This is a genomic window from uncultured Caulobacter sp. (genome assembly GCF_937900395.1).
Taxonomy (GTDB): Bacteria; Pseudomonadota; Alphaproteobacteria; order Caulobacterales; family Caulobacteraceae; genus Caulobacter.
The window spans coordinates 24014-47053 of record NZ_CALCDX010000240.1 but is presented as its reverse complement, the minus strand read 5'-3'; the positions used below and the strand labels follow the sequence as shown (position 1 = coordinate 47053).

28 protein-coding genes and 2 pseudogenes are annotated in these 23040 nt (G+C 69.9%); 21 read left to right on the top strand and 9 right to left on the bottom strand.

Annotation, left to right across the window (positions count from 1 at the left end):
* Window positions 1-125: 125 nt before the first annotated feature.
* The 6 genes from Q0379_RS21880 (at window position 126) to Q0379_RS21855 (ending at window position 7807) form a co-directional block, all read left to right on the top strand.
* Complete coding sequence (locus tag Q0379_RS21880) at window positions 126-1277, top strand: endo-1,4-beta-xylanase (RefSeq protein ID WP_299016709.1); 1152 nt, start codon at window positions 126-128, stop codon at window positions 1275-1277.
* 150 nt (window positions 1278-1427) lie between these two features.
* Complete coding sequence (locus tag Q0379_RS21875) at window positions 1428-3113, top strand: glycoside hydrolase family 43 protein (protein ID WP_299016707.1); 1686 nt, start codon at window positions 1428-1430, stop codon at window positions 3111-3113.
* Between the two features lie 234 nt (window positions 3114-3347).
* Window positions 3348-3854 (top strand): FKBP-type peptidyl-prolyl cis-trans isomerase, encoded by a 507-nt coding sequence (locus tag Q0379_RS21870; protein ID WP_299016705.1) that lies wholly within the window; start codon window positions 3348-3350, stop codon window positions 3852-3854.
* Window positions 3855-3994: 140 nt separating this feature from the next.
* Window positions 3995-5620 (top strand): ATP-binding protein, encoded by a 1626-nt coding sequence (locus Q0379_RS21865; RefSeq protein ID WP_299016703.1) that lies wholly within the window; start codon window positions 3995-3997, stop codon window positions 5618-5620.
* 166 nt (window positions 5621-5786) lie between these two features.
* Window positions 5787-7382 carry a flavin monoamine oxidase family protein gene (locus Q0379_RS21860; protein WP_299016702.1) on the top strand — a complete coding sequence of 532 codons (1596 nt, stop codon included), beginning with the start codon at window positions 5787-5789 and terminating at the stop codon, window positions 7380-7382.
* 2 nt (window positions 7383-7384) lie between these two features.
* Window positions 7385-7807: a cytochrome c gene (locus tag Q0379_RS21855; protein WP_299016701.1), complete on the top strand. Its 423-nt coding sequence runs from the start codon at window positions 7385-7387 to the stop codon at window positions 7805-7807.
* Between the two features lie 132 nt (window positions 7808-7939).
* Here Q0379_RS21855 and Q0379_RS21850 read toward each other — a convergent pair whose 3' ends face one another.
* From Q0379_RS21850 to Q0379_RS21835, 4 genes are all read right to left on the bottom strand, one after another.
* Window positions 7940-8398: an SRPBCC family protein gene (locus tag Q0379_RS21850; protein WP_299016700.1), complete on the bottom strand. Its 459-nt coding sequence runs from the start codon at window positions 8396-8398 to the stop codon at window positions 7940-7942.
* On the bottom strand, window positions 8395-8733 hold the full coding sequence (locus tag Q0379_RS21845; RefSeq protein ID WP_299016698.1) for a metalloregulator ArsR/SmtB family transcription factor: 339 nt from the start codon (window positions 8731-8733) through the stop codon (window positions 8395-8397). The genes Q0379_RS21850 and Q0379_RS21845 overlap by 4 nt, the downstream gene beginning before the upstream one ends.
* 193 nt (window positions 8734-8926) lie before the next feature.
* Window positions 8927-10510, bottom strand: a complete 1584-nt coding sequence (locus tag Q0379_RS21840) for an aldehyde dehydrogenase (NADP(+)) (RefSeq protein ID WP_299016696.1) — start codon at window positions 10508-10510, stop codon at window positions 8927-8929.
* Between the two features lie 314 nt (window positions 10511-10824).
* Entirely contained in the window at window positions 10825-11577 is a 753-nt protein-coding gene (locus Q0379_RS21835; protein ID WP_299016694.1) for an SDR family oxidoreductase, read from the bottom strand.
* A gap of 189 nt (window positions 11578-11766) precedes the next feature.
* On the opposite strand from Q0379_RS21835, the gene Q0379_RS21830 reads away from it, so the two are divergent.
* Complete coding sequence (locus Q0379_RS21830) at window positions 11767-12174, top strand: hypothetical protein (protein WP_299016693.1); 408 nt, start codon at window positions 11767-11769, stop codon at window positions 12172-12174.
* Window positions 12059-13357 carry a terminase family protein gene (locus tag Q0379_RS21825; protein ID WP_299016690.1) on the top strand — a complete coding sequence of 433 codons (1299 nt, stop codon included), beginning with the start codon at window positions 12059-12061 and terminating at the stop codon, window positions 13355-13357. Before Q0379_RS21830 ends, Q0379_RS21825 begins: the two co-directional genes overlap by 116 nt.
* A 13-nt stretch (window positions 13358-13370) precedes the next feature.
* On the opposite strand, the gene Q0379_RS21820 is transcribed toward Q0379_RS21825, so the two are convergent.
* Entirely contained in the window at window positions 13371-13772 is a 402-nt protein-coding gene (locus Q0379_RS21820; RefSeq protein WP_299016687.1) for a DUF559 domain-containing protein, read from the bottom strand.
* 63 nt (window positions 13773-13835) lie between these two features.
* Here Q0379_RS21820 and Q0379_RS21815 point away from each other — a divergent pair.
* The 3 genes and pseudogenes from Q0379_RS21815 (at window position 13836) to Q0379_RS21805 (ending at window position 15873) form a co-directional block, all read left to right on the top strand.
* A pseudogene (locus Q0379_RS21815) lies at window positions 13836-15070 on the top strand (phage portal protein).
* Complete coding sequence (locus Q0379_RS21810; protein ID WP_299016684.1) at window positions 15067-15315, top strand: hypothetical protein; 249 nt, start codon at window positions 15067-15069, stop codon at window positions 15313-15315. The pseudogene Q0379_RS21815 and the gene Q0379_RS21810 overlap by 4 nt, the downstream one beginning before the upstream one ends.
* Before the next feature lie 147 nt (window positions 15316-15462).
* Window positions 15463-15873, top strand: coding sequence for an HK97 family phage prohead protease (locus Q0379_RS21805; protein ID WP_299016682.1), 411 nt, complete (start codon window positions 15463-15465; stop codon window positions 15871-15873).
* Here the strand turns inward: Q0379_RS21805 and Q0379_RS21800 are convergent.
* Window positions 15824-16228 carry a hypothetical protein gene (locus Q0379_RS21800; RefSeq protein WP_299016680.1) on the bottom strand — a complete coding sequence of 135 codons (405 nt, stop codon included), beginning with the start codon at window positions 16226-16228 and terminating at the stop codon, window positions 15824-15826. The two genes, Q0379_RS21805 and Q0379_RS21800, sit on opposite strands and share 50 nt — an antisense overlap.
* Window positions 16229-16233: 5 nt before the next feature.
* Window positions 16234-16584 carry a bleomycin resistance protein gene (locus Q0379_RS21795; RefSeq protein ID WP_299016678.1) on the bottom strand — a complete coding sequence of 117 codons (351 nt, stop codon included), beginning with the start codon at window positions 16582-16584 and terminating at the stop codon, window positions 16234-16236.
* Window positions 16585-16768: 184 nt separating this feature from the next.
* On the opposite strand from Q0379_RS21795, the gene Q0379_RS21790 reads away from it, so the two are divergent.
* From Q0379_RS21790 to Q0379_RS21775, 4 genes are all read left to right on the top strand, one after another.
* Complete coding sequence (locus Q0379_RS21790; protein ID WP_299016675.1) at window positions 16769-17992, top strand: phage major capsid protein; 1224 nt, start codon at window positions 16769-16771, stop codon at window positions 17990-17992.
* 145 nt (window positions 17993-18137) lie between these two features.
* On the top strand, window positions 18138-18407 hold the full coding sequence (locus Q0379_RS21785; RefSeq protein ID WP_299016672.1) for a head-tail connector protein: 270 nt from the start codon (window positions 18138-18140) through the stop codon (window positions 18405-18407).
* Complete coding sequence (locus Q0379_RS21780; protein ID WP_299016671.1) at window positions 18404-18796, top strand: DUF3168 domain-containing protein; 393 nt, start codon at window positions 18404-18406, stop codon at window positions 18794-18796. Before Q0379_RS21785 ends, Q0379_RS21780 begins: the two co-directional genes overlap by 4 nt.
* A 13-nt stretch (window positions 18797-18809) precedes the next feature.
* Complete coding sequence (locus tag Q0379_RS21775) at window positions 18810-19226, top strand: phage major tail protein, TP901-1 family (protein ID WP_299016669.1); 417 nt, start codon at window positions 18810-18812, stop codon at window positions 19224-19226.
* Window positions 19227-19282: 56 nt separating this feature from the next.
* Here Q0379_RS21775 and Q0379_RS21770 read toward each other — a convergent pair.
* A pseudogene (locus Q0379_RS21770) lies at window positions 19283-19385 on the bottom strand (hypothetical protein); the annotation flags it as partial.
* A gap of 5 nt (window positions 19386-19390) precedes the next feature.
* Here Q0379_RS21770 and Q0379_RS21765 point away from each other — a divergent pair.
* The 3 genes from Q0379_RS21765 to Q0379_RS21755 are packed head-to-tail and all read left to right on the top strand — an operon-like array spanning window position 19391 to window position 20357.
* Window positions 19391-19675 (top strand): GTA-gp10 family protein, encoded by a 285-nt coding sequence (locus Q0379_RS21765; RefSeq protein ID WP_299016668.1) that lies wholly within the window; start codon window positions 19391-19393, stop codon window positions 19673-19675.
* Entirely contained in the window at window positions 19672-19854 is a 183-nt protein-coding gene (locus tag Q0379_RS21760) for a phage tail assembly chaperone (protein WP_299016667.1), read from the top strand. Before Q0379_RS21765 ends, Q0379_RS21760 begins: the two co-directional genes overlap by 4 nt.
* Window positions 19851-20357 (top strand): phage tail tape measure protein, encoded by a 507-nt coding sequence (locus Q0379_RS21755; RefSeq protein WP_299016666.1) that lies wholly within the window; start codon window positions 19851-19853, stop codon window positions 20355-20357. The genes Q0379_RS21760 and Q0379_RS21755 overlap by 4 nt, the downstream gene beginning before the upstream one ends.
* Before the next feature lie 197 nt (window positions 20358-20554).
* Here Q0379_RS21755 and Q0379_RS21750 read toward each other — a convergent pair whose 3' ends face one another.
* Complete coding sequence (locus tag Q0379_RS21750) at window positions 20555-21019, bottom strand: DUF805 domain-containing protein (RefSeq protein WP_299016664.1); 465 nt, start codon at window positions 21017-21019, stop codon at window positions 20555-20557.
* 147 nt (window positions 21020-21166) lie between these two features.
* Between Q0379_RS21750 and Q0379_RS21745 the strand changes: the two genes are divergently transcribed.
* From Q0379_RS21745 to Q0379_RS21735, 3 genes are read left to right on the top strand one after another with little or no spacing between them, the layout of a single operon-like run.
* Window positions 21167-21799, top strand: coding sequence for a DUF2460 domain-containing protein (locus Q0379_RS21745; protein ID WP_299016662.1), 633 nt, complete (start codon window positions 21167-21169; stop codon window positions 21797-21799).
* Entirely contained in the window at window positions 21799-22431 is a 633-nt protein-coding gene (locus Q0379_RS21740) for a DUF2163 domain-containing protein (protein WP_299016661.1), read from the top strand. The genes Q0379_RS21745 and Q0379_RS21740 overlap by 1 nt, the downstream gene beginning before the upstream one ends.
* 23 nt (window positions 22432-22454) lie before the next feature.
* Window positions 22455-23018 (top strand): NlpC/P60 family protein, encoded by a 564-nt coding sequence (locus Q0379_RS21735; RefSeq protein WP_299016659.1) that lies wholly within the window; start codon window positions 22455-22457, stop codon window positions 23016-23018.
* The last annotated feature ends 22 nt before the right edge of the window (window positions 23019-23040 follow it).

Sequence of the window (23040 nt, the reverse complement as noted above, 5' to 3'; positions counted from 1 at the left end):
ACGCTCCGGCCGGGATGACACGGATTTTTTGAGCGCTCTTATGGGTTGACCCCGCCGTCCTGGTCAGGTCCTCTGCTCCCAAAATGGTAGCGCTACCGCGCCGCCGATAAGACGGGAGGCGCTTCATGGCTTCAGACAGGTTCGAACCCACACGACGACAGGCCCTGGCGATGGCCGCCGGCGCCGCCGCGACCTTGGCCGCGCCCCGCGCCTTCGCCGACGAGACTCCTCTGCGCGACCTGGCTAAGGCCAAGGGCCTGTACTTCGGCTCAGCCGTGCCGGCCGGCCCGCTCGGCTCGACGCGTGGCCCGTTCGAGGATGCCCGTTACAAGGCCATCCTGGCCCGCGAGTGCGGGGTGCTGGTCCCCGAGAACGAGCTGAAGTGGTACGTGGTCCGCCTGGCCGGGCCGGAGGCTTTCGACTTCAGCCGCGCCGACCGCATCGCCGCCTTCGCCAAGGAGAACGGCCAGGCCCTGCGCGGCCACACCCTGCTGTGGCACCATCCGCAGTGGTTCCCGGCCTGGACCAAGACCTACGACTTCGGCGCCAACCCCGCCCAGGCGGCGGCCAAGATGGTCACCGAACACATCCAGACCCTGTGCAAGCGCTACCCGCAGATGATCTCGTGGGACGTGGTCAACGAGACCGTCGACCCCAAGGACGGCTCGATCCGCTCGACCTTCCTGTCGGACGCCATGGGCAAGGAGGAGGTGCTGGATCTCTCCTTCCACGTGGCCCGCCAGGCCGCGCCCAAGGCCCGCCTCGTCTACAACGACTACATGAGCCAGGAGGTCGGCAACGAGAAGCACCGCTACGGCGTGCTCAAGCTGCTGGAAGGCTTCAAGAAGCGCGGCACGCCGGTCGACGCCCTGGGCATCCAAAGCCACATCGGCGCCGAGAACGCCGACACCTTCACCGGCTTTGGCAAACCGCAGGAGAAGGAGTGGACGGCGTTCCTGAACGACGTCACCGGCATGGGCTATGATTTGCTAGTCACCGAGTTCGACGTCCACGACAAGGGCCTGCCCTACGAGTTCGGTCCCCGCGACGCGGCGGTGGCGGCCTACGCCAAGGCCTTCCTCGACCAGGTGCTCAGCTATCGCCAGACCAAGGAGGTCCTGGCCTGGGGCATGATCGACAAGTACTCGTGGCTGCAAGGCCAGTGGCTGCGTGAGGACAAGAAACCCAAGCGCCCGACGCTCTATGACGACGACTACAAGCCCAAGCCCCTGCGCGAGGCGGTGGCGGCGGCGCTGCGCGCGGCGCCGGCGCGGTAGGTAGGCGCTTCTACCCTCAAAACCCCGATCTCCCCGGCGAATGCCGGGGCCCAGATCGCAAAGCTCAAGAGTTTCAAGAACGGCCAACACCCCGGATGAATCTGGGTCCCGGCATTCGCCGGGAAGGTCGGAAGATTTAGGGATGTGAGCATGATCAGACTGACCCTAGCCCTGGCCCTGCTGGCCGCCCCCGCGCTGGCCCCGATGGCGGCGAGCGCCGCGCCCAACACCGCCGCCTTCAGCAACTTCGTCTACCAGGGCTCGGACCCGTCCGACGCGATCAAGGCCGGGCCCGGCCAGTACCGCAACCCGGTCGTCCAGGGCTTCTATCCCGACCCCAGCATCACGCGGGTGGGCAAGGATTACTACCTGGTCAACTCGACCTTCGCCTGGTTCCCGGGGCTGCCGATCCACCACTCGACCGACCTGGTGAACTGGACCCAGATCGGTAACGCGATCGACCGGCCGGGCATGCTGGACTTCAAGCGCCTGGGCCTGTCGCGCGCGGTGTTCGCCCCGGCCATCACCTATCACGACGGCCTGTTCTACATCCTCAACACCTGCGTCGACTGCCAGGGCAACTTCCTGATCACCGCTAAGGACCCGAAGGGGCCGTGGTCGGATCCGGTGTGGCTGCCCGAGGTAGGCGGCATCGACGCCTCGCTGTTCTTCGACGACGACGGTCGCGGCTGGATCGTCAACAACGACGAGCCGCCGGGACCGCCTGAGTACCGCGGCCACCGCGCCATCTGGATCCAGGAGTACGACCCCAAGACCCAGAAGACGATCGGCCCCCGCTCGGTGCTGCTGGACAAGGGCGTTGATCCCTCGACCAAGCCGATCTGGCCCGAGGGACCGCATATCCTGAAGAAGGATGGCTGGTACTATCTGGTCGCCGCCGAGGGCGGCACGGCCGAGGGCCACAGCCAGGTGGTGCTGCGGTCGAAGGCCGTCACCGGGCCCTACGTCCCCTACGAGAAGAACCCGATCCTGACCCAGCGCGGCCTGCCCAAGGACCGCCCGCTGCCGATCACCTCGGCCGGCCACGCCGACATCGTCGACACGCCGGACGGCCAGTGGTGGGCGACCTTCCTGGCCGTGCGGCCGTATGGCGACGACCTCTACAACACCGGCCGCGAGACCTTCCTCTTGCCGGTCGAGTGGAAGGACGGCTGGCCGGTGATCCTGGAGAACGGCAAGACCATTCCGTACGTCGCCGACGCGCCGAAGCTCCCCGCGACGCCGGCCCCGCCGACCTCGGGCCCGTTCAAGGCGGCCGAGAGCTTCTCGGGTCCTGAACTGCCCAAGAGCTGGATGACCATGCGCATCCCGACCTCGCGCTGGTGGTCGGTCAAGGGCGGGACGCTGAACGTCGAGGCGCGCAAGGACAGGCTGGGCGGCCACGAGCAGCCCTCGATCTGGGCGCGCCGCCAGCAGCACATGAACGCCACGGCCTCGACCACGGTGCGCTTCACGCCCAAGGCCGACGGCGACAAGGCCGGCCTGGTGGCCCTGCAGAACGACGACTTCTACTGGTTCGTCGGCCTGGTCCGCGATGGCGGCAAGACCCTGGTGCGGGTCGAGAAGCGCACCGGCAAGGACGATCCCGTCGACGGCGTCGTGGTGGCTGAAAAGGCGGTTTCCCTCAAGAACGGCCAACCTCTGAACCTGAAGATCGATGTCAAGGCGGGGGCTCTGGACTTCGCCTACGGGACCGCGCCCGGCAAGTGGGAGGTGATCAAGGCCGGGGCCGATGGGACGAGCCTCAGCACCAAGATCGCCGGCGGGTTCGTCGGGACCATGCTGGGCGTCTATGCGCATGGGGCGGAGAACTAGGGGCTAGAAGCGCCCCCTCCGTCTCGCCGCGTATCCGCGGCGATCCACCTCCCCCGTTGGTCGGGGGAGGATGACGCTTCCTCCTCCCTCGCGAAGCGGGGGAGGTGGCGCGACGCCGAAGGCGGCGTGACGGAGGGGGCGCTTACATCCTCCCCCAAATTTCGCCGCGAAGTTCGTGTGAACCCCGCTAGGGTGTCGCTTCCGACACCGTCCACGAGTCCCGAAAGACCCTTGATGCGCCTTCTCGCTCCCTTGGCCCTCGTCGCCGCCTTGGCCGCCAGCGCCGCCCACGCCCAGACCCCGCAGCCTTCGCCGCCGCCGCAGCTGAACGCCGCCCCCTCGGCCAACGCCCAGGCGGCCAAGGCCTTCCTGGCGACGAACGCCAAGGCGCCGGGCGTCGTCAGCCTGCCGTCGGGCCTGCAGTACAAGGTCGTGACCAGCGGCCCCAAGGACGGCCCCTCGCCGAAGCTGGGCGACATCATCAAGGTCAATTACGAGGGCAAGCTGCTGAACGGGCAGGTGTTCGACTCAAGCTTCGCGCGCGGCAAGGCGGCGATCATGCCGGCCGACGGCCTGATCCAGGGCTGGCTGGAGGCCCTGCCGCTGATGCATGTCGGCGACGAGTGGACCCTCTACATCCCGCCGGAGCTGGGCTACGGCTCGCGCGACATGGGCGAGATCCCCCCCGACAGCGTGCTGATCTTCCGCCTGAAGCTGGAAGGCATGCTGGCGGTGGATTGATCCAGGCGCTCCAGCCGAAAGACCGCGACGGACGGCGCCTGTGGCCAAAAGCCGCGTTTTACGGTTCGATATCCCCAGCGGCGTAGGCGGGAGTGATGATGGGACGACCTTCTTCTTCCCGCCGCGCCTTCAAGCGGCCGATGCGACTGATCCAGGGCATGGTCGCCGCCGTCGCCGTTCTGGTGATCGTGTCGATCCTCGGTGGCCTTGGACTGATGATCCTGACGGCGCGCACCCTGGACCGTATCGAGGCGCAGGATGAGATCCGCCTGGTCCGCCGCTCGATCGAGGTTTCGCTGGAGCGCATGACGCGCGAGCTGACCTCGGCCACCGTGTGGGACGCGGCCTACGCCGCCATGGGGGCGAAGGTCGACGCACCCTGGGCGGACATCAATTTCGGCGCCTACTACAAGCAGCAGTTCGAGCACGACGTCGCCTTCGTCCTGCGCGATGGCGGGGTGATCTACGCGTCGAGGGACGGCAAGCGCAGCGACGCGGGGGCGTTGGGCGGCTTCCCGGCCCGGGCCGCGCCGATCGCCGCCGTTGTGGCGAAGGACGCCGCCGCCGGCCTGTCCAAGGGCCGCCTGAGCACCGGCGCGGAGGTGACCCGCGCCGGGCTCATGAGGGTCGACGGAGCGGTCTATTTGGTCGCGTTCGCGTCCGTGACCCCCGAAAGCCAGACGGTCGCCGACGCCTATGCCGGACCGCCCGCGGTGGTCGTCGCCGCTCGGCGGATGGATGGGCCCTTCGTTCGCCGCTTCGCCGATGACCTGGGCCTCGAAGGGCTGCAACTGCTCGCCGCGCCGCGCGGCCTCAAGCCTCGCGTCGCGCTGGCCGATATCACGGGGGCGCCGATCGGCGTCTTGTCGTGGGACGCCGCCGATCCTGGCCTTTCCCTGATCAAGAGCCTGGCGCCCTGGCTCGCGCTCGGCTTCCTGGTGATGAGTCTGGCGGCCTTCTTCCTGCTTCGCCGCGTCATGGAGGCGCTGATCCAGATCAGCGAAAGTCGTCGCCAGCTGATCGCCGCCAAGGAGGAGGCCGAGGCCGCCAATGCGGCCAAGACGCTGTTCCTGGCCAATATGAGCCATGAAATTCGCACGCCGCTGAACGGGGTGCTGGGCATGGCCCAGGTCATGGCCGCCGACACCTTGAGCGAGCCCCAGGCGCGCCGCCTGCGGATCCTGGAAGAGTCGGGGAGGGCGCTGCTGGCCCTGCTCAACGACATCCTGGACATCGCGCGACTGGAAAGCCACGCCGTGCGCCTGCGCTTGGAGGCGTTCGAGCTGGAGAGCATGGTCGAAGCGGCCTGTGCGGTGTTTTCCGGCGCGGCGGCGGTCAAGGGCCTGTCCCTGACGGTCGATGTCGCGCCCGATATCCGGGGGCGTTGGCGGGGCGACGCGATGCGGCTGCGCCAAGTGCTGGGCAACCTGGTCGCCAACGCGATCAAGTTCACCGAGCGCGGCGGGGTCACCGTCCGCGTCCGCCCCTCGACGCAAGGTCTGCGGTTCGAGGTCGAGGACACAGGCCCCGGCGTTCCCGCGGAATACCTGCCCGACCTGTTCAGGAGCTTTTCCCAGGTCGACGAGTCCTCGACGCGCCCTCACGAGGGGGCGGGGCTGGGGCTGTCGATCTGCCGCGAGCTAGTGCAGCTGATGGGCGGAACGATCGACGTCCACACGGCGCTGGGGCAGGGCTCCAGCTTCCTCTTCGTCGTCCCCCTGGAGCGCGTCGCCGACGAGCGTCCGAACCTGCGCGTGGTCAGATAGGGCGCTGCACAGTTCGCGCGCAACCAGGCCGTCCTTGTGCCGATAAATTCGCAGCCTTGGCCGCATCGTCCGGCCGGGTCGCCGTGAAGCCTCGCCGCAGCTCCATCCGCTGATAGCCCTTTCATCCGCACGCCGAAGTCGGCGGCGCGTGAGGGGAAGGGCTTACATGGACTCCGGTGTCAGGGCGCCGACGCGGCGCCAGCTTCTGTCCGCCATCGCCAAGGTCGGCGGCACGGCGGCGCTCTATCAGGCGATGACCACGCTGGGTCACGCGGCCGAGACGCAGTTCCACGGTCCGCCCAACCTGCAAGGCGCGCGGCCGGGCGCCAGCGTCATCGTGCTGGGCGCGGGCCTGGCCGGCATGCTGGCCGCCTACGAGCTGCGCAAGGCCGGCTACAAGGTCCAGATCCTGGAGTTCCAGAACCGCGCCGGCGGCCGCAACTGGTCGCTGCGCGGCGGCGACACCTACACCGAGCTGGGCGGCGCGACGCAGAAGGTCGCCTTCTCGCCGGGCAACTACCTCAACCCCGGCCCCTGGCGGATCCCGCACCACCACCGGACCCTGCTGCACTACTGCAAGGCGTTCGGCGTGGCCCTGGAGCCGTTCATCCAGTTCAACCACTCCGGCTGGATCCACTCGTCCCAGGCCTTCGGCGGCAAGCCGGTGCGCTTCAACGCCGCCGCCGCCGACTTCGAGGGCAACATCGCCGAGCTGCTGGCCAAGTCGGTCAACGCCAAGGCGCTGGACGACACCGTCACGGCCGAGGACCGCGACAAGCTGCTGGAGGCGATGAAGGGCTGGGGCCTGCTGGACAACGACTACAAGTATTCGCCCAGCCTGAAGGCCTCGTCGCACCGGGGTTACGAGCGGCCGCCGGGCGGCGGCGTCAACGGCGCGCCGGTCCCGTCCAAGGACCTCTACAGCCTGCACGACGTGCTGGACCCGCAGGTCTGGACCTCGATGGGCTTCTTCATGAACCACGAGATGCAGACGACCATGTTCCAGCCGGTCGGCGGCATGGACATGATCGGCAAGGGCTTCGCCAAGCAGGTGGAGGGCCTGATCACCTACAACGCCAAGGTCGGCAAGATCGCCCAGGACGACAAGGGCGTCACCGTCAGCTGGACCGACACCGTCACCGGCAAGGCGACCGACGCCAAGGCCGACTGGTGCGTCTGCACCATCCCGCTGGGCGTGCTGGGCCAGATGGACCTGCAGGTCACCGACGAGATGATGGCCGCGATCAAGGCCGTGCCGTACTCGGGCCAGGTCAAGATCGGCCTCGAGATGAAGCGCCGCTTCTGGGAAGAGGACGACTATATCTACGGCGGCCACAGCTTCACCGACCAGGAGATCGCCCTGATCTCCTATCCGAACAATAACATGTTCAAGGACGGGCCGGCGGTGCTGCTGGGGGCCTTCGCCCGCGAGCTGGGCGCCTATCGCCTGGCCGGCATGACGCCCGAGCAGCGGATCGAGGTCGCCCTGGCGCAGGGCTCGGTGATCCACCCGGAAAGCTACCGCAAGGAGTTCCTGTCGGGCGCCTCGGTGGCCTGGAGCCGCGTGCCCTGGTCCCTCGGATGCTGCGCCCGCTGGAACGAGGACACCCGCAAGCAGCACTACCAGACCCTGGTCGGCATGGACCGCCGGATCGTGCTGGCCGGCGAGCACGCCAGCTACGTCGGCTGCTGGATGGAGGGGGCGCTGCTCTCGTCCATCGACGCCATCACCCGTCTGCACAAGCGCGCGCTGGAGGCCTGATCATGAGGAAGATCGTTCTGACGGCGGCCCTCGTGGCGGCCTTTCCGGCCATGGCCCAGACGCCGGCTTCGGGCGGCGGCGACACCGGCGGCGGCATCGTCCGCGCGGCCAAGCCGGTGACCGGCGAGCAGGTCTACACCCAGGTCTGCCAGGCCTGCCACATGGCCGATGCGAAAGGGGGAGTCGGGGCGGGGACGATTCCCGCTCTGGCCTCGAACCCCCGGCTGGCCGGCGCGGCCTATCCGATCATGATCGTCACCGGCGGCAAGGGCGCCATGCCCGGCTTCGTCGGCACGCTCAGCAACGCCCAGATGGCCGAGGCGATCACCTATGTCCGGACCCACTTCGGGAACAGCTACGCCAAGCCGGTGACGGAAGCGGACGTGGCGAAGATGGCGAAGCCGCCGGCGGCGGGCGGGCATTAGTTAGAAAGATGCCCCCCCGCGATGCGGGGGAGCTGTCGCGGAGCGACTGAAGGGGCGAACTGGAAGCCCGCCGAGCTAGCCCCCTCCGGCCCTCTGGGCCACCTCCCCCGCATCGCGGGGGAGGATCCATTCTCACCCCTCCACGATCGGAACGATCTGTTCCATCAGCTGGCGCGTGCCGTCCTCGCGGCCTGCGGGGCTGTAGTAGCCGTCCAGGAACACCCCGACCTCGGTGATGACCAGGCGGGTCTTGGCGCCTTCCGGCCGCACCTCGATGGTCGAGACCGACACCGAGGCCAGGTTCTCGCCGTGGTGCATCCAGTAGGTGTAGACGATCCGCTCGTTCGGAACGATGTCGTGGTAGCGGCTGCGGAAGTGGTGGGGCAGCTCGCCCGGCGGGCGGCTGACGGCGTAGTCCTCGCCGCCGACGCGGAAATCCATGCCGCTCTCCGGCGGGCCCCATTCCTCGGGGCCGTGGAACCACTGGGCCTTCTTCTCCGGATCGGCGAAGGCGGCGAACACCCGGGCGGGCGAGGCGGCGTAGACCCGCTCGACGACGAAGGTGGCGTGGATGGCGCTGCGTTGGGTCATTTCGTTTCCTCTTCCTCGGCCGCGAGAAACGCCCCCAGCCGGTCGAGGCGCTGTTCCCACTGGGTGCGCCTCTGGTTGATCCATTGTTCGGCCAGCGACAGGGCCTCGGAACGGATCTGGCAGGTGCGCACCCGGCCGATCTTCTCCGACGTCACGATCCCGCCCGCCTCCAGCATGGCCAGGTGCTGCATGACCGCCGGCAGCGACATGTCCAGCGGCCGGGCCAGCTCGCTCACCGAGGCGGGGCCTCGGCTGAGCCGCTCGACCATGCTCCGCCGCGCGGGGTCCGCGAGGGCCTGGAACATCAGATCGAGCGAGGGCTGTTGGTTAGGCATGAGGTTAAGTATCGTGGGGAGGGTATATAGTCAAGTGATTGCTTAAGTGTTTGGGTGGAAAAGATGCTCCCCCGCGATGCGGGGGAGCTGTCGCCGAGCGACTGAGGGGGCAAGTGCTGCTTAGTCCGAGCTAGCCCCCTCCGGCCCTCCGGGCCACCTCCCCCGCATCGCGGGGGAGGATCCTAATCCGTCCTCACCCCACCTTCACCTTCCCATCGACCCGCCGGGCGATGCCCAGCGGGTTGTCGGTCTTCAGCTCGGCCGGCAGCAGGGCTTCCGGCAGGTTCTGGTAGCTGACCGGGCGCAGGAAGCGGGCGATGGCCAGGGTGCCCACCGAGGTCGTGCGGCCGTCGCTGGTGGCCGGGAACGGGCCGCCGTGGACCATGGCCGGGGCCACCTCGACACCGGTGCCGAAGCCGTTGACCAGGATGCGGCCGGCCTTCAGCTCCAGGGTCGGCAGCAGGGCGGCGGCGATGCCGTGGTCAGCCTCGTCCATGTGGATGGCGATGGTCAGCTGGCCCTCGACGGCGGCGACCACCTTCTCCAGCTCGGCCTGGTCGGTGGCGCGGACCACGACCGAGGCGGCGCCGAACACTTCCTCGTGCAGGTGCGGATTGGCCAGGAAATCCTTGGCCGCGACGCTGAACAGGGCCGCGCGGCCGGTGTGGCTGCCGTCCGGACCGGGGACGCCGCGCGCGACGGTGGTCACTTCCTTGGCTTCGCTGAGGGCCGCGACGCCATGGGCGAAGGCCTTGCAGATGCCGGGGGTCAGCATGACCGAGGCCGGGGCGGCCTCGACCGCCTTGCCGGCGGCCTCGATGAAGGCGTCCAGTTCAGGGCCGTCGATCGCCAGGATCAGGCCGGGATTGGTGCAGAACTGGCCCGCGCCCAGGGTCAGGGCGGCCACGAAGTCCGGGGCGATCGCCGGGCCGCGCGCCTTCAGGGCGGCGGGCAGCATGATCACCGGATTGATGCTGCTCATCTCGGCGTAGAACGGGATCGGCTCGGGGCGGCCCTGGGCGATGGCGAGCAAAGCGAGGCCCCCGCGGCGCGAGCCGGTGAAGCCGGCGGCCTTGACACGGGGATCGGCGACCAGGGCCTGGCTGACCTCATAGCCGCTGTCGTGGATCATCGAGAACACGCCCGGGTGCAGGCCGCAGGCGGCGACGGCGCTCTGGATGGCGCGGCCGACCAGCTCCGAGGCGCCGGGGTGGGCGGGGTGGGCCTTGACGATGACCGGGCAGCCGGCGGCCAGGGCCGAGGCGGTGTCGCCGCCGGCCACCGAGAAGGCCAGCGGGAAGTTCGATGCGCCGAACACGGCCACGGGACCCAGGGGCACGTTGCGCAGGCGCAGGTCCGGACGCGGCAGCGGCTTGCGGTCCGGCAGGGCCGGGTCGATGCGGGCTTCCAGGAAGCCGCCGTCGCGCAGCACACTGGCGAACAGGCGCAGCTGGCCGACCGTGCGGCCGCGTTCGCCTTCCAGGCGCGGGCGGGGCAGGCCTGTCTCGGCCATGGTGCGGACGATCAGATCATCGCCGATCGCCTCGATGTGCTCGGCGATCGTCTCCAGGAAGGTCGCGCGGGTCTCGTAGGGCAGGGCGCGGTAGCTGGCGAAGGCCTCGTGCGCCAGGGCGGCGGCCGCGTCGACGTCGGCCTTGGTCGCGCCGCCGAACGCGGGCTCCAGGATCTCGCCGGTCGCCGGATTGACGCCCTTGATCTCGCCGTTGGTCCCCTTGCGGCTTTCGCCGCCGATCAGAAGCTGGCCGGTCAGATGCACTTTGGTCGTCCTGCAAGTGTTGTCGTTGCGATCGCTATAGATGGGAGCGCTAACATGACAAGTCCATGCGCGCGATCCGGCTTTCAGCGCGAAGCTGTCCGCGGCCGTTCCCGAAGGGGGCTTTGAAGCCCGGTTTGGCGCAGGCGCCAAGGGTGATGTTCCTCCCCCGCAACGCGTGGGAGGTGGCCCAGAGGGCCGGAGGGGCAAGCTCGGCCATCACGGTGCTCGCCCCCTCAGTCGCGGAGTTTATCCTCGGGCGCGCGCTTCGCGCGACGCGGGAGCGACAGCTCCCCCGCATCGCGGGGGAGCATCTTCTACAGCGACTGCCCGTCGTCCACGGTGAACACGCTCCCCGTCACCGCTCGCGCGGCGTCGGAGCACAGGTAGAGCGCCGTTCCGGTCAGGTCGTCCTCGTCCATCAGCCGCTTGCGGGGGAAACTTCCGACCAGCCGCGCGCCGCCCTCGGTGTCGAACCAGTCGCTGTTCAGCTCGGTGCGGATATAGCCGGGGCAGAGGACGTTGACGTTGATCCCCTTGCGGGCCCACTCGCGGGCCAGGCTCTTGCCCATCATGGCCGTGGCGGCCTTGGACGCGCAGTAGGCGGTCACGCCGGGCAGCACCTTGTGCGCCCCGATCGAGGCGACCAGCAGGATCCGTCCGCGCCCCGACTGCTCGGAACCCGCCCGGATCATCCGCCGCGCTCCCTCGCGGGCCGTCAGGAACACGCCGCGGGTGTTGACCCCCATCACCTTGTCGAAGTCGGTCGCCTCGATGTCGAGGGCCGAGCCCTGGATATTGATCCCGGCGTTGGCGATCACCGTGTCCGGCGCGCCCAGGCGGTCGCTGATGGCGTCATAGCCGGCGATGATCGAGCCCTCGTCCTCGACGTCTATCGAAAAGGCCGCCGCATTGGCGCCGATCTCGGCGACCAGGGCTTCGAGCCGGTCGGCGCGGCGCGCGGCCAGCGCCACCTTGGCTCCGGCGGCGGCGGCCCGGCGGGCCAGGTGCGCCCCGATGCCGGACGAGGCGCCGGTGACCAGGACGGTCCTTCCGGTCAGGTCGATCATGCTCTCTCCCCTTTTTTCGCCAAGGTGGCCGGCGCGCGCGCCGCTGTCGAGCCGCCCGCGGGGGCAAGTACGGGCGTTCAGCCCGCTGTATGCTCGGCATAGACGAGATGGAGTCGCGCTAAATCAACGACTTGTCACTTTTACAGGCTTCTGGATCATCCGCGTCCGCTGGCGCCGTATCTTTGTGTCATGGCCGGAAATAGCGACGAGGTCCGGACCTGGAGCGAGACGCTGCAGGGCCGCCTCACGGCGAAGATGGATGAACTCATCGCCGCCTTCGAAGCCACCGACGACCCCGCCGAGAAAGCCCAGATCGAGAAGGACGCCCGCATCTGCGGCGTCTTCGCCCGGTCGGCCAAGGCGGTGGCGACGATGGTCCCCGAACCCAAGACCAAGCCCGCCGCCGCCGAGGCGGCCGATGACGACGAGGCCTCCATGCATGATGGCATCCCGGACGATCCCGAAGAACTTCAGGCCGCTCTTGTCGCCCGCTTCACTCGCTTCGCTGAGCTGCTCGAGCTCAAAGAACAAGATGATCAGGACGCTGGCGCAGGCGGCGTCGCTTCTGGTGAAGGAGGACCAGCAGCGCCTGCTTAGCGCGGTCCAGGCCGATCCGCTGAAGCACCAGATGTCGCCGCATCGCGAGCCTTGGTCCACTTGGCTGATGCTGGGCGGACGCGGCGCCGGCAAGACCTTCGCGGGCGCTCGATGGATCACTTTGAACGCGCTGGCCTATCCCAACCTCGCCCTGGTCGGGCCCACGCTGCACGATGTGCGCGAGGTGATGATCGAGGGGCCATCGGGCCTCAAGGCGATGGGTGGGCCGGCGTTCCGCCCCCGCTGGGAAGCCTCTCGCCGGCGCCTGGTCTGGCCCAACGGCGCCTGCGCCTACGCGTTCTCGGCCGAGGACCCCGACAGTCTACGCGGCCCTCAGTTCCACGCCGCCTGGGCCGACGAGTTCTGCGCCTGGCCCAAGCCCGGCGACACCCTGGCCATGCTGCGTTTCGGCCTACGCCTGGGGACCGATCCGCGACTGGTCGTGACCACGACGCCCAAGCCCCATCGGGCGCTCAAGGTGTTGATGGCCGAGCCCGGCGTCTCCCTGACCCGCGCCGGCACGGCCGCCAACGCCGGCAACCTGGCGCCCGCCTTCCTGCGGACGCTGGACAGCCTCTACGGCGGAACCCGCCTGGCCGCCCAGGAGCTGGACGGGGTGATCGTCGAGACCGACGGAGGCCTGTTCCGCGCCGAGGACCTGGCGCGCTGCCGCGCCGCGCGACCGGCGCGCCTGGACCGCGTGGTCGTCGCCGTCGACCCGCCCGCCACCGCCGGCGGCGACGCCTGCGGCATCGTGGTGGTCGCCCGCCGCGACGACCGCGCCTTCGTCCTGGCCGACGAGACCGCGCGGGGGCTGTCCCCGGCGGCTTGGGCGGCGAGGGCGGTGGCGGCCGCGAGGCTCTGGAACGCCGACGCCCTCGTGGCCGAGGCCAACCAGGGCGGCGACATGGTCCGCTCGGTGCTCGCCCAGGCCGACCCGCCCTGCCGGGTGAAGCTGGTGCGGGCGAGCGTGGGCAAGCGCGCGCGGGCCGAACCGGTGGCGGCGCTCTACGAACAGGGCCGGGTGCTGCACTGCGGGTCGTTCACGGCGCTTGAGGAGGAGCTGATGGCCCTCGGCTCCGGCGACCTTGAACACAGCCCCGACCGCGCGGACGCCCTGGTCTGGGCGGTGAGTGAGCTGATGCTGGGGCCGGAGAGGCGGCCGAGGCTGAGGGCGCTTTGAGGGTCAGTAACGCTCAAGATCCTCCCCCGCGATGCGGGGGAGGTGGCCCAGAGGGCCGGAGGGGGCGAGCGCTGACTTGATCCAGTATTCGCCCCACCGCCGTCTCCGGCGATGCGAGAATGTCACGCGCCGGGATGCGTAGCGTGATGACTCCCCGATCGATCAGCCACGCATCTCGCGCAGCGTCCCTGCGAGGTCGGTCATCGAAGCAATGCGCTTCGCCATCGACCTCGACGGCTAGGCGCATCTCCTCGCAGTAGAAATCGAGAATGTAAGGTCCAAGGGGATGCTGTCGGCGAAAGTGTAGGCCGGCGATTTTTCGGCCCTTCAATCTCTGCCAAAGCAAGCCTTCGGGCAACGTCAGCTCTGTTCGGAAGCGCTGTGCCGTCAGACGCTGCGCGAGGGGAGGTCTCATTAGCTTCTCCCGTGCTCGCCCCCTCCGTCGCTCCGCGACACCTCCCCCGCATCGCGGGGGAGGATCTTTGGAGGCCTTCGCGCCTTCTCCACCACCCTACATTGTTCCCTATTCGTTCTCAACTCGCGCCCACTGGAGCTCCCGCCATGCTCTTCCCCAAACCGCGCCCGCCCGAGCGCAAGGACTCCCGCGTCGCGCGGCTGATCGCGTTGACCACGGGCGGCCGCCCTCAGTGGACGCCGCGGGACTATGGCGCGCTCGCCGCCGAGGGGTTCGGCAAGAACCCGGTGGCCTATCGCTGCGTGCGGATGATCGCCGAGGCCGCCGCCGCGACGCCGCTGGCGGTCTTCGTCGACGGCCGCCGCGCCGACGACCATCCGCTCAAGCGCCTGCTGGATCGGCCCAATCCCGAGCAGGGCGGTCCGGATCTGATGGAGGCGTTCTTCGGCAATCTGCAGGTGGCCGGCAACGCCTATCTGGAAGCGGCCGGCGACGCTCGGGAGAATAGGTCCATTGGCGAGCTCTACGCCCTGCGCCCCGACCGGATGACCGTGGTCCCGGGACCGCGCGGTTGGCCGCTGGCCTATGACTATCAAGCCGCCGGGCGCACGGTCCGGATCGGGCGCGACGGCGACGGCTGGCTGCCGGTGCTGCACCTCAAGCTGTTCAACCCGACCAACGACCACTACGGCTTCTCGCCGCTCGAAGCCGCCGCCTTCGCGATCGACGTGCACAACGCCTCCAGCGCCTGGAACAAGGCGTTGCTGGACAACTCGGCGAGGCCCTCGGGCGCGCTGGTCTACTCCAGCAAGGACGCCGGCGACCGCCTGACCGACGAGCAGTTCGACCGGCTGAAGACCGAGCTGGCCAACGCGCACTCCGGGGCCGCCAACGCCGGTCGGCCGCTCTTGCTGGAAGGCGGCCTCGACTGGCGGGCCATGTCGCTGACGCCGGCCGAGATGGACTTCACGCAGGGCAAGCACGCCGCCGCCCGCGAGATCGCCCTGGCGTTCGGGGTTCCGCCGCAGCTGCTCGGCATCCCCGGCGACAACACCTACGCCAACTACCGCGAGGCCAACGCCGCCTTCTGGCGCAGCACGGTGGTTCCGCTGGCCGAGCGGGCGGCGCGCGCCCTGACCGCCTGGCTGGCCGCGAAGTTCCCCGGCGCGCGGATCGCCCCCGACCTCGACGCCGTCCCGGCCCTGTCGGCCGAGCGCGACGCCCTGTGGAGCCGGCTGGAGACGGCCTCCTTCCTGACCGACGCCGAGCGCCGGCGGCTGGCGGGGCTGGAGCATTGAGCGGCCCGGTCACCCGCTGGCGGCTGGACCGCCAGGTCTCCGCCGCCGTGCTGGTCGCCGTCGCCATCCAAGCCGCCGCCGCTCTGCTGTGGGCCGGCAAGGCCTCGGCGCGGATCGACGAGATGCAGCGCCGGCTCGAGGCCCAGGCCCCGGTGGCCGAGCGCCTGGCGCGTCTCGAAGCCCAGGCCGACGCCACCCGCCAGTCGCTGAACCGCATCGAAGCCAAGCTGGAGCGCTCGCGCTAGCCGCTCCTCCCAATAACCCGCCTTCCTCGCCCTCGTGGCGAGGACCCATGCCGCCGCTCGCGCCGCGCCTGCCGCACGCCGCGTCGGCGGAACGTTGGGTCCCAGGGACAAGCCCTGGGAAGGCGCAGAAAAGGAAAGGCCTGTTCCTTGTCCGATCATCTTTCTATCGAAGGCTACGCGTCCCTGTTCTGGACCCGCGACCTCAATGACGACGTCACCGCCGCCGGGGCCTTCGCCGAGAGCCTGGCGGCCGGCGCGCCGGTCAAGATGTTGCACCAGCACGACGAGGCAGAGCCGATCGGCGTCTGGGACGCGGTGGTCGAGGACGCCAAGGGGCTGTTCGTGCGCGGCCGCATTCTGCGAACCACGCCGCGCGGTCGCCTCGTGGCCGCCCTGGTCGAGGCCGGCGCCTTGGACGGCCTGTCGATCGGCTTTCGCCAGGTGAAGGCGCGGACGCAAGGTCGCCTGCGCGTGCTCAGCCGCGTCGAGCTCTGGGAGGTGTCGATCGTCACCTTCCCGATGCTGCCGGGCGCTCGGCTTCAGCTGTCGGCACGATGAGCTCAGTCAGCGGGCCGAAGGCGGTGGTGGTAAAGTCGATGGCGCTCGTATCCTCGCCAGCCGTGGAATAGCCGTCGATCTCGTTGAGATAGCCTTCCGAGAAGAACAGCAGAATCCCGACGCCATGCTCCATGCCTTCGATATGCATATAGTGATCGCCCAGCGGTCCCCCAGCGACGATCTTCTCACAGGCCGTTCGATCGACGGTCAGGTATGTGTGAAAGCCGGCGCCGGTGTTCTCGCGAGAGGCCGGACGAGCGGCGGCGATCTGTCTGGCAAGGCGAGGTTCGTTGGCGCCGTAAATGCCTTCATAGGCGTCCAGGATAGCGCGTTCTAAAGCCGTAAACCCCAGCACGACCCTCAGTTCCGGATCAGCCTGAGCAGGGTGCCGTCCGGGTCGATCAGGGCGGCCATGATCTTCTTGTCGCCGGGCGGGTGCAGGCGGGGAAAGCCTCCGGTCTTCTCTTCGATCCCGGCCGCCTGGCAGACCGCGTAGAAGCCCTCCAGGTCGTCCAGCCGCAGGCAGCAGGCGAAGTTGCTGGTGGCCGGCTTCAGGCCGGGAAACGGGAAGAACTCCAGCATGAGCCGGCCGCGCTCCAGCACCATCCAGCCTGGGTCGCGCGAGACCCGCTCGAAGCCGAGGGCCGCGTAGAAGCTCTCGGTCGCGTCGAAGTCGCTGGACGGAAGATTCGGCGTGGCGCGGTCGGGCATGGCGTCAGCGTCGCGTGAAGGCGCGAGGCTGGCAATAGGAGATCCTCTCCCGCGACGCGGGGGAGGTGGCCCAGAGGGCCGGAGGGGGCGAGCTCGGCATCGTCCAGTTAGCCCCCTCAGTCGGCTTCGCCGACAGCTCCCCCGCATCGCGGGGGAGCATCTGTCACCTCTTTCGGAGAACCCCATGAAGGAAACCAAACACGCGGCCTCGCCCGAGGCCCGCGCGGCGCTGGCTGACGTCCTGACCGCGTTCGAGAGCTTCAAGGCCGCCAACGACGCGCGCCTGGCGGCCATCGAGACCAAGCGGGCCGACGTCCTCTTGGAGGAGAAGGTCGGCCGCATCGACGAGGCCGTCTCGCGCGCCCAGGACCGCCTGGACCGCCTGATGTCGGACCTGCGTCGCCCCGCCCTCGGCGGCGAGGCGCCGGTCGCCAGCGTGGACGAGCGCAAGGCCGCCTTCGACCGCTATGTGAAGACCGGCGAGACACCCGCCGCGCTGCTCGAGGCCAAGGGTCTGTCGGAAGGCACGGCCACGGCCGGCGGCTATGTCGCCCCGCCGGAGCTGGAGCGCCTGATCCTGCGTCGCCTGGCCGCCACCTCGCCGATGCGCGAGATCTGCCAGGTCCGCACCATCGGCGCCGGGACCTTCCGAAAGCCGGTCTCGCCGACGGGCCTGGCCGCCGCCTGGGTGGCCGAGACCGCCGCGCGGCCCGAGACCACGGCCCCGACCCTGGACGTGATCGACTTCCCGGCGGGCGAGCTCTACGCCAGCCCGGCCGCGACCCAGGCCCTGCTGGACGACGCCTATGTCAGCATCGACGAGTGGCTGGCCGAGGAAGTCCAGGACGCCTTCGCCGCCCAGGAGACCTCGGCCTTCATCAGCGGCGATGGGGTGAACAAGCCCAAGGGTCTCTTGGCCTACACCGCCGCGCCGGACGCGAGCTACACCTGGGGCCAGACGGGTTATCTGGCGACGGGCGTGGCGGGCGGCTGGGCGGCTTCCAACCCGACCGACAAGCTGATCGACCTGATCTATGCGACCAAGACCCAGTACCGCCAGAACGGCCGCTTCGTGATGAACCGCCGCACGGTCAGCGCGGTGCGCAAGTTCAAGGACAGCCAGGGCAACTACATCTGGAACGCGGCCCTGCAGCCGGGCCAGTCGGCCTCGCTGCTGGGCTTCCCGGTCACCGAGATCGAGGCCATGCCGGACGTGGCCGCCAACGCCCTGGCCGTGGCGTTCGGCGACTTCGAGAAGGGCTATCTGATCGTTGATCGCGCGGGTGTCCGCGTGCTGCGCGACCCGTACTCGGCCAAGCCCCACGTCCTCTTCTACACCACCAAGCGCGTCGGCGGCGGCGTGCAGAACTTCGACGCGATCAAGCTGCTGAAGTTCGCGGCGAGCTAGGGTTTCCCTTCTCCCCTTGCGGGAGAAGGTGGCCGCGAAGCGGACGGATGAGGGGTTTCTCCTGATCCGTCCGCGTGACCCCTCATCCGTCGTCTGACGACGACACCTTCTCCCGCAAGGGGAGAAGGAAAGCGGACCTCCCCCCATGCCCCAATCCCTCACCCTGGCCGAGGCCCGGGCGTTCCTGCGCGTCCCAGATGCGGCGGAGGACGCCGTCCTCACGCTCCTGATCGACGCCGCCGAGGCCCGCGTCGCGGCCGCCGCGAGCCTCGCCCTGACGGCCGCTAGCCCCGCGCCCCTGCGCCTGGCCGTCCTCACCCTGGTCGCCCACGCCTACGAGCATCGTGACGCGGGAGAACCTTCTCTCGCCCTCGTCGAGCCGTGGCTGACCCCTTACCGAAAGGCGCGGCTGTGACCGACAAGCCCCTGATCGACGCCCTGGTCGCGACGCTGAAGGCCGCGCCCGCCGTCACCACCATCGCCGGCCAGCGGATCTACGCCACCGCACCGCGCCTGCCGACCTATCCCTGCGTCGTGGTCACCCGCTCGGAGGGCCGGCCGGTGTCGGAGGGCGACGGCGTCGAGCACCTGCTGACCCTGACCTGCGCCAGCCGCTTCGGCGGGCCGGAGGAGGCCAGGGCCCTGGTCGCCGCCGTCCGCGCGGCTTTGCACGACGCCAAGCCGAACCTGAGCGGCCGGCGGCTCGTCAACCTGCGCGTCCCCTACGCCGACTGCTTCGCCGGCGCCGATCGCGAGACCACGCTCGGGATCGTCCGCGTGCGGGCGGTGACTGAAAACCTCTGAACGGGAGACGACCATGGCCGCCCAAGCCGGCAAGGACATGCTGCTGAAGATCAGCGATGGGGCCCAGACCCCGACCTTCCACACCGTCGCGGGCCTGCGCGCCCGCACGCTCAGCCTCAACGCCAAGACCATCGACGCCACCGACAGCGACAGCGCGGGCCGCTGGCGCGAGCTGCTGGCCGGCGCGGGGATCAAGTCCGTGGCCGTGTCGGGCTCGGGCATCTTCCGCGACGCCGCGTCCGACGCCCAGGTGCGGACGAGCTTCTTCGACCAGTCGGCGCGGACCTGGCGTCTGGTGATCCCGGACTTCGGGCAGCTGGAGGGACCGTTCCTGGTCGCGGCGCTGGAATACGCCGGCGACCACGACGGCGAGGCGTCGTTCGCGATCAGCCTCGCCAGCGCCGGGGCGGTGACGTTCACGGCGATCTAGGATCGGCGACCGTCAAAGCAAAATCTCGTGTCATCCCGGAAGCCTCGCAGAGGCTATCCGGGACCCAGGGGGTGACGAAGCGCCGTGCGCGCCGCCCCTGGGTCCCGGCTCTCCGCGCTTCGCGCTGCGGCCGGGATGACACGGCCTATTGAGGTTCAAGAACCATGCTCCCGCCCAATCCCGCGCGCGGCGAGGTCGTCGTGACCTTGGCCGGCGCGCCGCGACGCCTGTGCCTGACGCTCGGCGCCCTGGCCCGCATCGAGGCCGCGCTGAACCTCGCCGACTGGTCGCAGCTGCCGGACCGCATCGCCACGCTCAGCGCGACCGACCTCTTCGCCGTGCTGGCCGCGTTGCTCGACGGCGGCGGCGAGCCGCCGGAGATCGCCGCGCGCGCCACCGTGCCTGAGGCCGCCTCCGCACTAGCCGCCGCCCTCGCGGCCTGCGCATGAGCGCCTGGGCCGCGCCGCTGCGTCTGGCGCTGAGCCTGGGCCTGCCGCCGGAGGCCTTCTGGCGCCTGTCGCTGAAGGAGTGGCGCGTGCTGACCGAGGCAGCGCCCGCGCCGGTCCTGTCCCGCGCCGACCTCTCCGCCTTGATCGTCCGCTATCCTGACGAGGAGATCCCCGCATGAGCTTCGACCAAGACGGCCTTTCGGCTGTTCCCGCCCGCGCCGCCGAGGCGGCCGCCGCCCTCGACGCCCTGAAAGCGCCGGCCGAGCGCGCCGCCCGCTCGATCGACGAGGCCTTCGCGCGCGCCGGCGCGTCGCTGGTCAAGTCACTGGCCCGGGCGGCCTCGGACGGCCAGGTGTCGCTGGCCGAGCTGGCCCGCGCCGTGCTGGGCGCGGCCGGGGCGGCGCTGAAGGGCGGGGGGCTTGGCGAGGCGCTGTCGAAGAGCTTTTCTGGAGCGCGCGCCGACGGCGGCCCGGTGCTGCCCGGCGGCGCCTATCTGGTCGGCGAGCGCGGGCCGGAGGTGTTCCGCCCGGCCTCGGCGGGGAGCATCGAGCCGGTCGGAGGCGGCGGAATGTCGGTGACGATCAACGTCCAGGGCGGCGAGGCGTCGGGCCTGGTCCGCTCCGACGCCCAGATCGCCCAGGCCCTGGCCCGCGCGGTGAGTCTGGGCGCGAGGCGGCTTTAGGCCCTCGCGTCAGAAACCCCGCCTTCCTGGGCCTTGTGCCCAGGACCCATCGCTCAGCCCGCAAGGGGCCTACCGAGTGTGTCTGGTCTTTCAACCTAACCTTTTGCGGATAACGAGAGTTCGCCGCCGCCATGGGTCCTGGGCACAAGGCCCAGGAAGGCGACTGAATAGACGCTGAGGATCAGTCAGAGCGGCCCCTACAGCGCCACCGCGGCCGTGTTCGGCGGGGGCGGGCCGTACTGGTTGTCGCGCGGCTGGCCCAGGCTGCAGCCGACCCAGAGCGTGAAGGCCAGCCAGATGGCGAAGGCGATGAAGCACGAGATGAAGAAGCCGCCCAGGGCGGTCAGGGCCGCCAGTTCAGGCTCGCCGCTGGTCAGGGCCGCGATGGCCGGCATGACGCCGATCGACAGGGCCGAGCCCATGATCAGGACCGGACCCAGCACCCACGGCAGCACCTGCCACCAGCCGGTCTGACCCATGTCGTGCAGCCGCTTGGCGTGGATGCAGACGCTGGAATAGATCGTCGCCAAGCTGATCACCGCGCCAATGACGGGCAGCCAGCCCAGCGCGATGTTGACGCCCAGCAGGACCAGCCAGCCGATCCAGAACGCCTGGCGGCCGATGCGGCCCTCCGGCGACAGGAACAGGGTCTTCCAATCCATATCGATCTCCAATCTCGACTCCATAGGTAGGAGCCGAAGACCCGCTGATGAAGTGAAAAGCGGGTCATGACCAAGACTTAATCGCGTTCGGCCTCGTACGGCTCCGCTTCTCGTCAAATTCCGCAAAACCTTTTCGTGAGGATCGCCATGAGCGAGTTCCATGAGGCGCGCCTGCCCGCGCGTCTGGCGTTCGGCTGCGCCGGCGGCGTCGAGTGGCGCACCGACATCGTCGCCCTGGCCTCGGGCGCCGAGCAGCGGACCAGCGCCTGGACGCGCGGCCGCCGTCGCTACCTGATCGCCACCGCCGCTCGCCCTCTGGATGAGCTGGCCGAGCTGCTGGCCTTCTTCGAGGCGCGGCGCGGGCGGCTGGCGGGCTTCCGGTTTCGGGATCCGGCCGACTTCAAGTCCTGCGCGCCCTCGGCCCAGCCGGCGGCCACGGACCAGCCGATCGGAACCGGCGATGGAAGCCGTAAGGTCTTCCAGCTGACCAAGACCTATGGAACAGGCCCGACGGCCTTGGCGCGGTCGATCGCCAAGCCGGTCGGCGGTACGGTCAAGGTCGCGGTGGCCGGAGTCGCCCTGGCGGCGGGCGCCTATTCGGTCGATGCGGCGACCGGCCTCGTCACGCTGTCGACTGCCCCGGCCGCCGGCGCGGCGGTGACGGCGGGCTTCGAGTTCGACACGCCGGTGCGCTTCGACACCGATCGACTGGACATCGCTCTGGAAGGCTTCTCGGCCGGCCGCGTCAGCGCCTGCGCCCTGATCGAGGTGCGCGACTGATGCGAGCGCTGCTGGAAGGGCTGGACCTCTCCCGCCTGTGCCACGTCTGGATCGTCGAACGGGCTGACGGCGTGAAGCTGGGCTTCACCGACCACGACCGCGACCTCGTCGTCGACGGCGTCACCTGCCGGGTCGGCGGCGGCTGGAGCCCCGGCGCCAGCGAAGCCGGGGTCGGCTACGCGCCGGGGCAGGCGGCCGCTCTGGGCGTGCTGGACGACGCGGGGATTTCGGAAGGCGACCTCGACGCGGGGCTCTATGACGGCGCCAGGGTCTCGGCGCTGCGCGTCGACTGGAGCGCGCCGTCGCGCCTCGTCCGCCTGTGGACCGCGACGATCGCCGCGCTGAGCCGCGAGGGCCAGGCGTTCAAGGCGACCCTGGCAGGTCCGGCCGCGGCTCTGGAGCGGGTGGCGGGGCGGACGTTCACGCGCCTGTGCGACGCAAGGCTGGGCGACGCGCGCTGCGGCGCCGATCTCTCGGCCCATCCCGGCGCGACCTGTGACAAGCGCTGGACGACCTGTGTCGGCGTGTTCGCCAATGGCGTGAACTTCCGAGGCTTCCCCACGTCGCCCGGCGAGGACTTTCTCACGCTGTACCCCGTCGAGGGCGAGCGCAACGACGGCGGGCGGCGGTGAGGAGGAGCAGATGCTCCCCCGCGATGCGGGGGAGCTGTCGCGGAGCGACTGAGGGGGCAAGCTGGAAATTATCAGAGCTAGCCCCCTCCGGCCCTCTGGGCCACCTCCCCCGCATTGCGGGGGAGGATCTCGTTGTCCAAGAAGCCCGCCGCTGGCTCGGCACCCCCTACCGCCACCAGGCCTCGACCCTGGGCGCGGGCTGCGACTGCCTGGGCCTGGTGCGCGGTGTGTGGCGCGCGATCCACGGCGCCGAGCCCGAAACCCCGCCGCCCTACCGCCCCGACTGGGCCGAGGTCGGCGAGCGGGAACTCCTGCTGGAAGCGTTCGGCCGCTGGCTGACGCCTCTGCCGCTGTCCGCGGGCCGTCCCGGCGACGTCCTCGTCTTCCGCATGGCGCCCGGCGCGGTCGCCAAGCACTGCGCGATCCTCTCCGGCCCGGACCGCATCATCCACGCCTATTGGGGCCGGGCCTGCGTCGAAAGCGCGCTGGGCCGCTGGTGGCGCGAGCGCCTGGTCGCGGCTTTCCGTTTTCCAATCCCCCAAACACCCGACCTCCCCGGCGAACGCCGGGGCCCAGATTCAGCCTGAGAGTCAGAGGTGCTCGCGCCCG

Excerpts from the sequence above, each read along its gene's own strand:
- Q0379_RS21880 (WP_299016709.1), top strand. The coding sequence starts at position 126 with ATGGCTTCAGACAGGTTCGAACCCACACGACGACAGGCCCTGGCGATG.
- Q0379_RS21875 (WP_299016707.1), top strand. The coding sequence starts at position 1,428 with ATGATCAGACTGACCCTAGCCCTGGCCCTGCTGGCCGCCCCCGCGCTG.
- Q0379_RS21870 (WP_299016705.1), top strand. The coding sequence starts at position 3,348 with ATGCGCCTTCTCGCTCCCTTGGCCCTCGTCGCCGCCTTGGCCGCCAGC.
- Q0379_RS21865 (WP_299016703.1), top strand. The coding sequence starts at position 3,995 with ATGCGACTGATCCAGGGCATGGTCGCCGCCGTCGCCGTTCTGGTGATC.
- Q0379_RS21860 (WP_299016702.1), top strand. The coding sequence starts at position 5,787 with ATGGACTCCGGTGTCAGGGCGCCGACGCGGCGCCAGCTTCTGTCCGCC.
- Q0379_RS21855 (WP_299016701.1), top strand. The coding sequence starts at position 7,385 with ATGAGGAAGATCGTTCTGACGGCGGCCCTCGTGGCGGCCTTTCCGGCC.
- Q0379_RS21850 (WP_299016700.1), bottom strand. The coding sequence starts at position 8,398 with ATGACCCAACGCAGCGCCATCCACGCCACCTTCGTCGTCGAGCGGGTC.
- Q0379_RS21845 (WP_299016698.1), bottom strand. The coding sequence starts at position 8,733 with ATGCCTAACCAACAGCCCTCGCTCGATCTGATGTTCCAGGCCCTCGCG.
- Q0379_RS21835 (WP_299016694.1), bottom strand. The coding sequence starts at position 11,577 with ATGATCGACCTGACCGGAAGGACCGTCCTGGTCACCGGCGCCTCGTCC.
- Q0379_RS21830 (WP_299016693.1), top strand. The coding sequence starts at position 11,767 with ATGGCCGGAAATAGCGACGAGGTCCGGACCTGGAGCGAGACGCTGCAG.
- Q0379_RS21820 (WP_299016687.1), bottom strand. The coding sequence starts at position 13,772 with ATGAGACCTCCCCTCGCGCAGCGTCTGACGGCACAGCGCTTCCGAACA.
- Q0379_RS21795 (WP_299016678.1), bottom strand. The coding sequence starts at position 16,584 with ATGCCCGACCGCGCCACGCCGAATCTTCCGTCCAGCGACTTCGACGCG.
- Q0379_RS21790 (WP_299016675.1), top strand. The coding sequence starts at position 16,769 with ATGAAGGAAACCAAACACGCGGCCTCGCCCGAGGCCCGCGCGGCGCTG.
- Q0379_RS21785 (WP_299016672.1), top strand. The coding sequence starts at position 18,138 with ATGCCCCAATCCCTCACCCTGGCCGAGGCCCGGGCGTTCCTGCGCGTC.
- Q0379_RS21775 (WP_299016669.1), top strand. The coding sequence starts at position 18,810 with ATGGCCGCCCAAGCCGGCAAGGACATGCTGCTGAAGATCAGCGATGGG.
- Q0379_RS21765 (WP_299016668.1), top strand. The coding sequence starts at position 19,391 with ATGCTCCCGCCCAATCCCGCGCGCGGCGAGGTCGTCGTGACCTTGGCC.
- Q0379_RS21760 (WP_299016667.1), top strand. The coding sequence starts at position 19,672 with ATGAGCGCCTGGGCCGCGCCGCTGCGTCTGGCGCTGAGCCTGGGCCTG.
- Q0379_RS21755 (WP_299016666.1), top strand. The coding sequence starts at position 19,851 with ATGAGCTTCGACCAAGACGGCCTTTCGGCTGTTCCCGCCCGCGCCGCC.
- Q0379_RS21750 (WP_299016664.1), bottom strand. The coding sequence starts at position 21,019 with ATGGATTGGAAGACCCTGTTCCTGTCGCCGGAGGGCCGCATCGGCCGC.
- Q0379_RS21745 (WP_299016662.1), top strand. The coding sequence starts at position 21,167 with ATGAGCGAGTTCCATGAGGCGCGCCTGCCCGCGCGTCTGGCGTTCGGC.
- Q0379_RS21740 (WP_299016661.1), top strand. The coding sequence starts at position 21,799 with ATGCGAGCGCTGCTGGAAGGGCTGGACCTCTCCCGCCTGTGCCACGTC.
- Q0379_RS21735 (WP_299016659.1), top strand. The coding sequence starts at position 22,455 with ATGCGGGGGAGCTGTCGCGGAGCGACTGAGGGGGCAAGCTGGAAATTA.